General features: G+C 48.9%; 14 protein-coding genes. 9 read left to right on the plus strand and 5 right to left on the minus strand.

Annotated features, from left to right (window positions below; all coding sequences use genetic code 11):
* Position 1: 1 nt before the first annotated feature.
* From EJV45_RS02395 to EJV45_RS02435, 9 genes are all read left to right on the plus strand, one after another.
* Entirely contained in the window at positions 2-802 is an 801-nt protein-coding gene (locus EJV45_RS02395; RefSeq protein WP_129714048.1) for an SDR family oxidoreductase, read from the plus strand.
* Positions 803-876: 74 nt separating this feature from the next.
* Positions 877-1,086, plus strand: coding sequence for a hypothetical protein (locus tag EJV45_RS02400; protein ID WP_165304959.1), 210 nt, complete (start codon positions 877-879; stop codon positions 1,084-1,086).
* Positions 1,083-1,745, plus strand: coding sequence for an RNA polymerase sigma-70 factor (locus EJV45_RS02405; RefSeq protein WP_129714050.1), 663 nt, complete (start codon positions 1,083-1,085; stop codon positions 1,743-1,745). The genes EJV45_RS02400 and EJV45_RS02405 overlap by 4 nt, the downstream gene beginning before the upstream one ends.
* On the plus strand, positions 1,742-2,716 hold the full coding sequence (locus tag EJV45_RS02410; protein ID WP_129714051.1) for a FecR domain-containing protein: 975 nt from the start codon (positions 1,742-1,744) through the stop codon (positions 2,714-2,716). Before EJV45_RS02405 ends, EJV45_RS02410 begins: the two co-directional genes overlap by 4 nt.
* Positions 2,717-4,594 carry a carboxypeptidase regulatory-like domain-containing protein gene (locus tag EJV45_RS02415; protein ID WP_129714052.1) on the plus strand — a complete coding sequence of 626 codons (1,878 nt, stop codon included), beginning with the start codon at positions 2,717-2,719 and terminating at the stop codon, positions 4,592-4,594.
* A 116-nt stretch (positions 4,595-4,710) separates the two neighbouring features.
* A complete protein-coding gene (locus EJV45_RS02420; RefSeq protein ID WP_240755169.1) occupies positions 4,711-5,046 on the plus strand; it encodes a metalloregulator ArsR/SmtB family transcription factor in 336 nt (111 codons plus the stop codon).
* Between the two features lie 16 nt (positions 5,047-5,062).
* Positions 5,063-5,902 carry an SRPBCC family protein gene (locus EJV45_RS19400; RefSeq protein WP_165304960.1) on the plus strand — a complete coding sequence of 280 codons (840 nt, stop codon included), beginning with the start codon at positions 5,063-5,065 and terminating at the stop codon, positions 5,900-5,902.
* A gap of 51 nt (positions 5,903-5,953) precedes the next feature.
* Positions 5,954-6,364, plus strand: a complete 411-nt coding sequence (locus tag EJV45_RS02430) for a DUF6157 family protein (RefSeq protein ID WP_129714053.1) — start codon at positions 5,954-5,956, stop codon at positions 6,362-6,364.
* A gap of 106 nt (positions 6,365-6,470) precedes the next feature.
* Positions 6,471-7,925, plus strand: a complete 1,455-nt coding sequence (locus EJV45_RS02435; RefSeq protein WP_129714054.1) for an RtcB family protein — start codon at positions 6,471-6,473, stop codon at positions 7,923-7,925.
* A 295-nt stretch (positions 7,926-8,220) separates the two neighbouring features.
* On the opposite strand, the gene EJV45_RS02440 is transcribed toward EJV45_RS02435, so the two are convergent.
* The 5 genes from EJV45_RS02440 to EJV45_RS02460 all read right to left on the minus strand — a co-directional run bounded on the left by EJV45_RS02440 (position 8,221) and on the right by EJV45_RS02460 (position 12,361).
* Positions 8,221-9,018, minus strand: coding sequence for a DUF6515 family protein (locus EJV45_RS02440; RefSeq protein ID WP_129714055.1), 798 nt, complete (start codon positions 9,016-9,018; stop codon positions 8,221-8,223).
* Between the two features lie 242 nt (positions 9,019-9,260).
* Entirely contained in the window at positions 9,261-10,586 is a 1,326-nt protein-coding gene (locus tag EJV45_RS02445; RefSeq protein WP_129714056.1) for a sigma-54 dependent transcriptional regulator, read from the minus strand.
* A 106-nt stretch (positions 10,587-10,692) separates the two neighbouring features.
* A complete protein-coding gene (locus tag EJV45_RS02450; RefSeq protein WP_129714057.1) occupies positions 10,693-11,583 on the minus strand; it encodes an SDR family oxidoreductase in 891 nt (296 codons plus the stop codon).
* Between the two features lie 54 nt (positions 11,584-11,637).
* Positions 11,638-11,838: a hypothetical protein gene (locus EJV45_RS02455; protein ID WP_129714058.1), complete on the minus strand. Its 201-nt coding sequence runs from the start codon at positions 11,836-11,838 to the stop codon at positions 11,638-11,640.
* A gap of 7 nt (positions 11,839-11,845) precedes the next feature.
* A complete protein-coding gene (locus tag EJV45_RS02460; protein WP_240755170.1) occupies positions 11,846-12,361 on the minus strand; it encodes a ferritin-like domain-containing protein in 516 nt (171 codons plus the stop codon).
* Positions 12,362-12,368 lie beyond the last annotated feature (7 nt).

Consider the following 12,368-nt stretch of genomic DNA (forward strand, 5'->3'; position numbering starts at 1 on the left):
AATGAACACACAAACTGCATTGGTTACAGGTGCCAGCGAGGGCCTGGGCAAATCATTTGCTTTTGAACTTGCGGGCCGTGGCTTCCACCTGGTGCTTGTGGCTTTGCCTAAAACCGGTCTTCCTGAGCTGGCCAGGTACATCCGCATTAATTTCAACGTCAAGGTGGATATTTTTGAGACCGACCTTACGGCAAGCAACAGTTGTACATCCATTTTTAAAGAACTGGCTAACCGGAGTATCTATCCCGGTATACTTATTAACAACGCGGGTCTGGGCAACTGGTCATGGTTTGCAGACAAGTCAATCAGCTTTTACAAAACGCAGATCGATCTGAATATAACAAGTACTGTCTTGCTGAGCAGGCTTTTCCTGGAACAGCCCTGCCGCCCAGAAAAGTTATACTTGTTGAATGTTGGCAGTCTGGGTGGACAGTTCATCGTTCCTAAAAAGCAGGTTTATGGGGCTACAAAATCTTTTATCAGCTATTTTACACGCTCACTTCAACTGGAACTGGCCGGATCTGGAGTGCAGGTAAGTCTGTTAAGTCCGGGCGGTATCCATACAAAACCTGAACTGCTCGTGATGAACCACAGTCTGAAAGGAATTTCGGCCGCAAGTATCCTGGAACCTGACCAGGTTGCGCGCGAAGCAATAGACGGACTTTTTAAAGGCAAACGGGAAATTGTTCCGGGCGTATTGAACCGCCTGATGGTTTTCCTGGATCATATCCTGCCGGCGATGGTAAAAACGCTGATCATTCGTAAGAAACTGCGGGTAATTTTAAAACAGAGCAATCCATGATATTTTCCTTTTCAGCATACACCCTTTTGACCAGCCTGCGCAGATTTTTCGGAACAAACTGCAGCCCAGGTCGGATGCACAACACCATTCACTTAACGCTTCCGGCGGGAAATGTCTGTTTTTATGTGGAGCCCGATCACAGCTGCCATATCAGCTGTGGCCGCCTGCAATTCATGATTGATCTGGATCCGCACACAGATCTGACCGAAGAAAGTTACGTCAGGTTATTCATGCAGCACAATCTGCTTGCGGCAGAAGCACCACTAATTTTTGAAGGGCAATGAATATAGCGTTACGGCTTAAGAATACACCTGCCACTGCTAAATTGAGGGAAAGCCTGTATCTTAGCGCCCGTCAATTATCAATAGTTGTGCAACCAGACGATTACACGCGCATCGACCAGATCAAACAGGGGCATAAGGCTGCTTTTGACCAGGTGTTTCTTGAATTTTATAAACACCTGCATGCCTATGCGAACAATATGCTCAAAGACAGTGATGCGGCAGAAGAAGCCGTTCAAAATGTATTTTGCAGGATTTGGGAACGACGTGCACAACTGAATGCAGAGGGATACCTTAAATCGTTCCTATACCGTGCAGTACATAATGAATGTCTGAACAACCTCAAACATCAAAAAGTGCGCAGCGCCTTTCAACTGCATTACGCTAATGAGCCTGCCGAAAGTCCGGCTCCTGACGAGCACATGCAGGCATCAGAACTGGAACGTCAGATCTTTCAGGCCATTGAGGAGCTGCCGCTGAAGTGCCGGGAAATTTTTCGGATGAGCCGCATGGAACAGCTTCGTTACCATGAAATAGCAACAGCTTTAAATATATCAGTTAAAACCGTAGAGAATCAAATGGGCAAAGCATTACGCGTGCTGCGGGTAAAACTTGCAGACTTCCTGCCCCTGTTCTTCGCCTTTTTACTTGAACGCATATGACCAGAAAGAATATAGCTGTAAATGACGATTTGCTTGTAAAGTACCTGCTTAATGAGGCAAGTTCAGCCGAGCGTGCTGCCGTTGAGGACTGGTTAACCGAAAAACCGGAACACCGCCGGCACCTGGAACAATTCCGCATCATACTGCAAAAAAGTGAACTTCGTCCCGACAATGCCCTTGATGCTGAGGCAGCGCTGTTAAGGCTGAACCGCCGGCTTGAACAGGAGCAGTACCCTGCCAAACCGGCAGGATGGCGCATTAGCCGCAGGCTGATCAGCACTGCCGCGATGTTTGTCCTGCTTGCCGGACTTGGCTGGATAACCTACTACAGCATGTTTGGCCGGCTTACTCAGATCAATATCAGCACGACAGATCTCGTAAAACAGGATACGCTTCCCGACGGCACATTTGCAACATTAAATAAACACTCTTCACTTTCCTACCCCAATCGGTTCACAGGCGGCATCAGACAGGTGAAACTTCAGGGTGAGGCCTTTTTTAACGTAAGCCCGGATAAATCGCAGCCCTTTATTATCACCGTTAACGATATCCGGGTCCGTGTAGTGGGAACCTCCTTTAACGTCAGGAGCCGGAACGGGGAAACAACGGTAACCGTGGCGAGCGGAAAGGTTGAAGTCAGCCGGAATAAAAAATCGGTGGCACTGACAGCCGGGCAGAAAACACGCGTTACGAATGATACCATGGAGCTGCCCAGGTTGCAGAACTCGGGAGCCCTCTATAATTATTATGTAAGCGGGACCATTGTCTGCGACAACACACCGCTCGGCGAGCTCATTCCCGTGCTTAATGACAAGTTTGATGCTGATCTGACAACAGGCCGTCCGGAACTGAACAAGCTGCCAATCAGCACCACGTTTCGCGACGAAAGCCTGCAGGAAATTATCGGCATTATATCAGAAACATTTGGTCTTCGTGTTGAGTATCGCGGTAAGCAGATTATACTGAAATAAATGGGCGGAAGACACTACTTTTTTGTTTCGTTCCTGGTCTTCTTATGCGCTTTTGCAGAAGTACGCGGACAGTCGGTCCTGGCCAGAAAGGTTACCCTGCGTGCAGAACGTGTCAGGCTGGGCGCGCTGCTTCAGCAACTGGAACAGCAGGGCGGCTTCAGGTTTTCTTATAACAGTAATATCCTGCCAGCTGACAGCATAGTAAGCATACAAACAAATAACCTGAGCATAGAAGAAACACTGGACCGGCTTCTGAACAGGCAGTATGAGTACCGGACAACCCATCAGTTTATTATAATTCGTTATGCACCGCTGCAACTTTCGTTGGTAGTCAGGGAATCGTCTGGCAATGCAGAAAGTTATTTTATAAGCGGACAGGTTGTTGACAAGGAAACTGGCAGGGCCCTGCCAAATGCAAGTGTGTATGAGAAGAGATTACTACAGTCAACACTGACCGATGCAGATGGCTTTTTTAGTCTTCGTCTGAAGAACAGTCCCGGCACCATCGCACTTACAATCAGCAAAGAAAACTACCGCGATGTAACTACACATTTTCTGTCGGAAGTAACTGTAAACGCGAACGCGGGAAGGAGCGATCGGGAAAGTGATTATGAATACCGTGATGACGCAGAAGTCTCGGGCATAGAAAATACAGTTTTCGGACGCTGGCTGATCACATCGCGGCAACGTATTCAGGACATCAATATAGGAGGTTTTATAGCGAGGGCGCCTTTTCAGGCTTCGCTTACTCCGGGCTTGAGCTCACATGGTGCATTGAGTGGTCAGGTGGTGAATAAATTTTCGCTGAACGCAACGGGCGGTTACACGGCTGGTGTCGACGGCCTGGAAATCGGTCTGGCCTTCAATATAAATAAGGGCAGTGCCCGGTGGATGCAGCTGGCCGGTGGTTTCAACATTGTGGGAGGCAATATGAACGGCTTTCAGACGGGTGGAATTTATAACCAGGTTAGCGGTGATGTGGATGGTGTACAAATTTCTCTTGGTGCCAATCGCGTAAAAGGGTCCCTCAGCGGTTTCCAGGTCGGCGGACTGTATAATCTGGTAAATAACGATGTCCGGGCCATGCAGGTCGGCCTCGGATTCAATGATGTGCGGGGAACCTTTAAAGGTGTTCAGGTCGGTCTCTTCAACCATGTACCTACCCAAATGAACGGCTTACAAATTGGTGCAGCAGGCAACCTGGCGAAAGATGGCCGGGGCGGACAAATTGCAGGTTTCATCAACTACAGCCGGAATTTTGACGGCTTCAGGCTGGCGCTCCTGGCTAACCTGGCCGGCAGATCTGCGGATGGTTTTCACATTGCACTGATCAACTATGCACGTCACCTGCGCGGTTTTCAACTTGGCCTGATCAATGTTGCCGACACCTCTTCAGGCTACAGCTTTGGTTTGTTAAATATCGTACCGAAGGGACTTCACCAGGTGGAATTCAGCAGCAATGAAAGTATCCCACTCAATGCCACACTAAAAACCGGCAACCGGAAATTTTATACGGCGATCATCGTTGGCCGCAATGCCGGAAATCAGCCCAAACTTACCGCGGCAGGTTTTGGCTTTGGCAAGCAGATACAGACCGGCCGCCACTTTTTAATTAATCCCGAACTCAGTGCACGGTACATCTATCAGGGTGACCGCGAAGCTGTCAATATCCTGAATCGCTTCGATCTGAAGCTTCACTACCGGCCGCTCAATTGGCTCGCCATCAATGCCGGTCCGGCATTCAATGTCTATTACTCTGATCAGCGAACCCAGGTGCCCGGTTATGCCTTCCTGAAAGAACGCGGCAGACATATCGATACCGGCATAAAAGATACCCGCGGCTGGATAGGCTGGAGTGCGGGAATAGTATTGTTTTAACTTTAGAATACGTCCCGCTGCCTTCTGCTAAGGCTTAATATCTAAAAAAAAATTTCAAAAAATTTGTCATGTAACCATCCGGTTTCCTATATTTAGGTAACCGAATGGTTTCATTTATGCAGCAGATCCGAAGAGACGTATTTCAGGCCATTGCAGACCCAACCCGACGGGCTATCATAGGCATGCTGGCCACGCAGACCATGAACCTGAACCATGTCGCCGCTGCTTTTGACATCAGCCGGCCGGCTATCTCGAAACACATAAAAATCCTGAGCGAATGCGGACTCGTTACCATCTCAAGAAAAGGCCGCGAACGAATCTGCCGGGCAGATCTCGGCCAGCTTCATGACGTGGCAGAATGGGTAAACCAGTACCAGAAAATGTGGAACACTAAACTTGATGCGCTCGGCAGCTTCCTTGAGCAGGAGCAGTCCGGGCATAATAATCTTTAACCCCTAAAAGAATCTTATGAAAAATCAAGCACTGGTCTTTGAACGGACCTACGAGGCACCAATCGAGAAAGTATGGACAGCCCTGACAGACGCAAAACAATTGCGCCAATGGTATTTTGAGATTGAAGATTTCCGACCGGAAGTTGGATTTGAATTTGAGTTCACCGCAGGGCCTGAGGGCGGAACAAAATATAAACACATTTGCCGGATCACAGCTTGTGTTCCTCCGGAAAAACTAAGCTATAGCTGGCGATATGAAGGTTTTCCAGGTGATTCAGAAGTAACGTTTGAGCTTTTTGCTGAGTCGGAAAGGGAAACCCGTTTAAAGCTTACCCATTCGGGTCTGGATAGTTTCCCTCAGGATGATGGCGCGCTCAGCACTGAGAGCTTTAGTGAAGACTGGAATCATATTACGGGAATTGCACTAAGAAACTTTGTAGAAACAGGTTTAATCAGCAAATCGATAGAAATCAATGTCAGCGCAGAAAAGATCTGGGAAGTGCTGATTAATCCTAACAACACCTGGGGCCTGGCCTTTGGTGGCGGTGCGAAAGCCGAGAGCGACTGGCGGCAAGGCAGTAACATTGTATGGACAGACCTTGAGGGCAATGTGGGAACAAGCGGGATTATCAACAAATTTGATCCCGGAGCCAGTCTTGAACTGCGGTATTATGACCAAATTAATCCGAAACCCGGCGACAGCCTTGGCGCCTATACGGAACTTTTCACGCTGGAGAAAACAGCTAAGGGTTCAACGATCCTGACGATTACAGCTGGTCCGATCGAGAAGATGTATCTTGAAGACCATAGAGAAATGTGGGAGAAAGCACTGGCTGAGATCAAAAATTCTGCATAATAAGTTTCGCCCGAAGCGGGAAAGTTGGTAATTTCCTGAATTACCAGATTCATGAAAACGACCAACTATTACAATACCTTTATCCAGGTTGCGGAAGACTGCCCGGCAGCCACCGGCGAGATACCGCCTGAAAAAACCGGCGGCAAAACCATTGCCAACATTCAGTTTTCCATGCTGAAGAGTGCGCCGTACAAGTATTCATCTGACGACGTGGTGTTTGAAACATACGCACAAAAAAATGACTTGCTGTTATCCGAACAGGACGAAGCAAGGGCTGCTTTTTTCTCCAAAGGCCAACCCTGCCTGCGTAGTTCGCCGCTTACCAAGCGGTATGGCTGGGGAATACACCACAACCCGGAAGGCAAAATTGCGATTTACGGCGTAGACAGCGATGACTACCGCAGGTTTGCCGCAGACCCGGCCCTGCAGCACGTGAAAGCCATGCGCAGCAAAAGGACCTGAAACATGCCCGTCGGCTTCCGCGATCAGGCAGAACAATTTCAGCCCTGCCGCCGTTTCAGAAGCAGCAGCGACCTCTTAAGGAACCGCTGCTGTATAACGACCAGCAATGAAAAAGGAAAAGATTAGCAATAGCGAACTTACTGCCCTTGGCGCAAGTGATCTGAAACTGCTTGTAGAGATGAGCCGCGTTGCAAATGGGCTGCTGAATTCAGGAGCAATGTCTAAACCGGAGGTACTCAGCAATGTAAGAGCCGTGCTAACAGACCCACAACCTTTTATAACTGATGACCGGAGTGAATTTCATAAAGTGGCGAAATCTGTATTAAAGTTGTTTAAAAAAGGAAAATTGGAGTCTGCTGAACACACAGTACATGCGCTGCGCGAGGAAACCCCATCTTACAGGATTTTTGGCAGCGAGTTTATTGAGTCAGGTGCGCTTGCTCAAATGAACACAGCGATGCGGCTGCCCGTTGCCCTTGCGGGGGCGCTCATGCCTGATGCCCACCAAGGTTATGGGTTACCGATAGGTGGCGTTCTAGCTACAGAAGCAAATACGATCATACCGTATGCGGTGGGTGTAGATATTGCATGCCGCATGTGCATGAGCATATTTGAACTGCCGGGCAGCGCTGCCGGTTTACGGTCAGAAGAACTGAAGAAACTGCTGCTGCAGCATACAAACTTTGGCATAGGTGGCGAAACGCAGACGTATTTTGACAGCAGTATCTTTGACCGGCCCGAATGGCAGGAAACGAAACAAATCCGTTTGTTGAAAGACAAGGCCTACCGTCAGCTGGGAACTTCGGGCACAGGCAATCATTTCGTTGAATGGGGGGAACTGGAGATGCAGGCTGATGGCTTCGAAGGAATCCCAGCCGGCAGCTACCTTGCACTGCTTTCACACTCGGGCTCCAGAGGTTTTGGCGGGAGCATCGCCGCTCATTATTCAGCGCTCGCGATGGAAAAAACTCTCCTACCCAAAGAAGCAAAACATCTGGCCTGGCTGGATCTTGATACATCTGAAGGACAGGAATACTGGATTGCAATGAACCTTGCGGGCGATTATGCGTCGGCTAACCACCACGAAATACATAACAAGATTGCCCGGGCTCTGGGCATCCGCCCGCTTGCACGGATTGAAAACCACCATAACTTTGCATGGAAAGAACAATTGCCAAACGGCCGGGAAGTTATGGTACACCGGAAAGGCGCCACACCGGCAGGAAACGGAGTAGCCGGTATCATTCCAGGGTCAATGACCGCCCCCGGCTTTCTGGTGCGCGGTAAAGGCGAACAATCATCTTTGCAATCAGCCGCTCACGGCGCGGGCCGTGCAATGAGCCGGAGTGCCGCCTTCAAAACCCTTAACCGGGCGGCTGTTCAGGCCGAACTGCTCAGACATAAGGTTTCTGTACTTGGGTCTGATCTGGATGAGGCACCAATGGCTTACAAGGACATTGACAAAGTCATGGCGGCCCAAAAGGAGCTTGTCGATGTATTGGCTGTATTCAGACCCCGGATTGTCCGGATGGCCAGTCCCAAAGAGAAACCTGAAGACTAAAATGGCCATTTTTTTATTAAAAGTTTTCCATCAAAAATTTGGCAAATCCGGCAGAATTACTACCTTTGTGTCAGGGATGATAAAAAACTCCTTCGGGAGAAAATTTTTGGGCCGCTAGCAATAGCGGCCTTTTTATTTTATCAGGGTTTAGTTTTCAATACGTCCGGCGTGTGCCTTCAGCAGTCAGGATCGATCCAGTAGCCTAAGTCATTGAATTCCATCACTATAAACCAATATTCACCACAAAAAAAGAGGGCAACACATGCCCTCTTCCTCTAAATACTTAACGCTTTAATTATTTCATTGATCCCGGCAGGCCGACCACCTTGTATCTGCCTTGCCCGGCAGCTTCCAGGTAAATCTCATCGGGAGTAACCCAATAGGTCTTGCCGCTCAGTGTAATTTTACGGGCGTCATCGGGTAAATAGTTCAAAAGTTCGCCCAGCTTCGGAAAACGCAATTCTTCGGCACCTGTCTGTCCCTGGTCCTGCTGTTTCGCTGCATCAGATGTACTTGCAGCCTGTTCCTCACTTTGTTCACCAAATTTTCCGTTTTTCCCAACAACGCGATAAACTCGCTTGCCCTCTGCGCTTCTGGTTTTTTCGTAATAGACACCGTTGTACTCATAGTACTTACCGCCTTCGTAGTTGAACCGCTGGGCGCCGAATGGCAATGATGGCACCTCTGCACCTATAGGCGGATTGACTGCACGGTATCCCCCGTTACCATACGGTTGGAAGAAGTATCCGTTCGAATAGAAGAATTGATCAGCTCCCCACGCAAACGGAAAGTATCCATAGGGAAGCGTATTCAGGTAAAACCCGATTCTCGGACCGAACGGACGGTAGTAATTACCATAAAACCCGTTGTAAAAAGGAGATCCGAAACGCATTCCGATACTTCCGCGGTAACTCATACCCGGCCGGATGCCTGTACTGGGCCGGTACCCCCCGGAACCACCTGGTCTCACAACGCCTCCCGGACCGGCGCCGCCACCGCGAACTGGTCTTTGTGCGTTTGCTTCGAAAGTGGATCCTGCCATGAGCAGCAGCGCGACCGCGCCAGCTGCGAAACTTTTTGTTAACCTTTTCATAAAATCCCTCTTGCTTTGTTTCTATATCAAAAGACGGGAATTGGCGCCATCCTTCCAAATATTCAGGCCGGCCGAAATGTTAAAAAAAGTGTTAAATTTTAATCGGATGACAATACGACGATGAAAGTTATGGCGCATAAAACTAATGGGAATATTCCTGCATAAATCCCATGCGTACGCTGATCAGGCCGCTATTTCTTCGTTTAACGCTAATAGTTAATCAGTTCTTTCGTGCAACTGAATTAAATGCCATATTCTTCTATCTTCCGGTAAAGTGTTGTAAGACCGATGCCGAGTAACCGCGCAGTCTCTGTCTTATTTCCATGGGTATGTGCAAGCACCTTACGAATATGTTGTTTCTCAACCGACTGCATATTTAATGAGGCATCTGCGGATCTGTCGCCATGAAAATCGGCCGGCAATAATTCCGCTGACAGCACGTCACCTTCGGCAAGTATTACAGCGCGCTCGATCACGTTTTTCAATTCGCGGATATTGCCTTTCCAATCATACCTGCTGATCATAGCGCTGAACCCGGCATCGAACTTCAATCCGGTTCTCCCGGCACGATTGCCGAATTCATCAAGATAATGCGCTGCCAATACCGGTATATCAGACCGGCGTTGTCTTAGTGGCGGAAGCGGAATACTGAATACCGATAAACGGTAAAAAAGATCAGACCGGAATTTGCCATCAGCGGCTTCCTGCTGCAGATTGCGGTTGGTCGCACCGATTACACGCAGGTCTGCAGCCGTAGTTTTTGTGTCGCCAACTTTGATGAAGGTACGGCTCTCCAGTACGCGCAGCAGTTTTGCCTGGAGCTCAAGATCCATCTCACCAATTTCGTCAAGAAGAATGGTTCCACCGGCCGCCTCTTCAAAAAGTCCCTTTTTGTCTTTATCTGCACCGGTAAAAGCCCCTGCCCTGTACCCGAACAGCTCACTCTCCAGCAGTGTTGCACTGAAGGCGCTGCAATTTATTGCAACGAACGGCCCTTTGTTCCGGGCACTTTCTGCGTGGATTGCTCTTGCAAAGACTTCCTTTCCGGTTCCCGTCTCGCCCAGCAGCAAAACGGTTGTATCTGTACCGGCGACTTTCCTGGCCAGTTCAACGGCCTCGCGGATGGCCGGCGACTGCCCGATAACGTCTGAAAGGCCCGGCATATCTTTCCTGCTGCCTTGCTCCATCATTTGAAACTGCAGATTCGCCTTGCGGGCCGCCGCACTTACCAGGGGTATAATGCGGTCATTATCGTCTGCCTTCGTCAGGTAGTCGAAAGCACCGTTCTTCACAGCTTCCACACCGTCACGAATATTACCAAAAGCCGTGAGATTGATTACTTCGGTAGCAGGACTGATCTTTTTGATCTCCTTAACAAGCGCAACGCCGTTAAAATCGGGAAGTTTTACATCGCTAAGCACGACCGACACCTGCTGTGTTTTCAAAAGACGAAGTCCCTCTTTTGCAGTATAGGCAGAAAGTGTATGATAACCTTCCAACCCGATAATCCGCGCAAGCAGGTCACAAAGCTTTTTTTCATCGTCAATGATAAGTACGGTTTGTTGCATATAGAAAACTGAGTACGGTGCAAAGATACAGCCGCACCTCAACAATCCATTATGCAGGCAGGCAAAAATGAGCAGGGGCTGCATCCGGCATGCGGCCCCTGCAATTTTAAATGGTTACCCTGCCACCCGTTACCGGTATGGTTGCGCCTGCAATATAGCTGGCGCGGTCTGAGGCCAGGAATACATAGGCCCAGGCAACTTCTACCGGCTGACCTGGCCGGCCAAGGGGGGTGTCCTGTCCGAATTCGTTTGCTTTGGGCATGGTTGACGGAATGAGCGGCGTCCAGATCGGACCAGGTGCAACCGCATTGACACGAATTCCTGTTTTCTGCTGCAGCAACTGCTGTGCAAGATTTGCCGTAAAATTCTGAATCGCTCCTTTCGTTGCTGCGTAAGGCAGCAGGATTGGAGTGGGATCATACGCATTGACCGATGTGGTGTTTATGATGCTGCTACCCGGGGGCATATGCGGCACAGCGGCTCTTGACAGATAAAACATGGCGTGAATATTTGTGCGAAAAGTTTTATCCCATTCTTCTTCACTGATCTCGTCCATAGTGTCGTGGCTCATTTGGTAAGCGGCATTATTCACCAAAATATCAATGCGGCCGAAGCGGCTGGCTGCCGTTTTCACAATCGACCGGCAATGATCCGGGTCTTGTATATCTCCTTTCACAAGGATGGCTTCACGCCCCGCCTCTTCCACAAGCCGGGCGGTGTCCCGGGCATCAGCATCTTCCACATCATCCAGGTAACTGATCAGAATGTCTGCTCCTTCCCGTGCAAAAGCGATTGCCACAGCGCGTCCGATTCCCGAGTCGCCGCCGGTTATAATCACTTTTTTGTCCTGAAGCAAACCGCTCCCCCTGTACGAATCTTCACCATGATCGGCCTTTGGCGACATTGCTGCTTCAATGCCCGGCGGCCGCTGGGTATCTGTATCAAAAGGTGGAACCGGATACATCGTATGCGGATTGTTATGTTCGTTCGTATTCATTTCCTGTTTTTTTGGTAAAAAAAAGACCTGCCGGTCGGCAGGTCTGGCATTTCGTTACGGGTTCATTGTTACCGTATCTATCGGCGGTGCGTTCGTCGTATCAACCGGTTTTGTTGTATCGATCGTACTTGAATCTGAATAACCTGACGACTTTGTAACGGTATCATTTGCGTTGTCCTTTTGTTCGGATGAACAGGCCGTAAGCGCTGCTACGACCATTCCAACCAGACATATACGTGCATAATTTCTCATCATAAAAAAATTAGGCAGGCTGATTCGCTTCAGACAGAGCAATATCAGTCAGTTTAAGGTCTGTTTCCTTCTCTTCGTTCAGGGTCTCGGCAAGCAGACTCTCAGCTTCACTGTGTTCCATCAATTTAGCGAAAGTAACAAGACAGCCATAGCTGGCAATTTCATAATGTTCAACCTTTTGGGCGGCCGAGATAAGTGCAGCATCAAGAACCGGGCTTTTTTCGAAGCTTTCAATAATTTCTTCTGCTTCTTCCAGCAGACCTTCCATAGCTTTGCATTTTTTGCCACGCGCTGAAAGACCCAGTGACTGGAATACTTGTTTCAGACGTTCGATCTGACCTTCAGTTTGAGTATAATGTTCCTGGAACGCTTGTTTGAGTGTATCGCTCTGAGCATTATCGCTCAACTTTTTCAGACCTTTTAACAGTTGTTTTTCTGCACCAAGGATATCTCTTAATTCGTCTACGAACAGCTCATGTAGATGACCGTTCGGCATGTCTGTGTTTTTTTGATTTGAAGTTGCCATTGTTTCT

Source organism: Pedobacter sp. SYP-B3415, assembly GCF_004138205.1.
Taxonomy (GTDB): Bacteria; Bacteroidota; Bacteroidia; order Sphingobacteriales; family Sphingobacteriaceae; genus Pedobacter.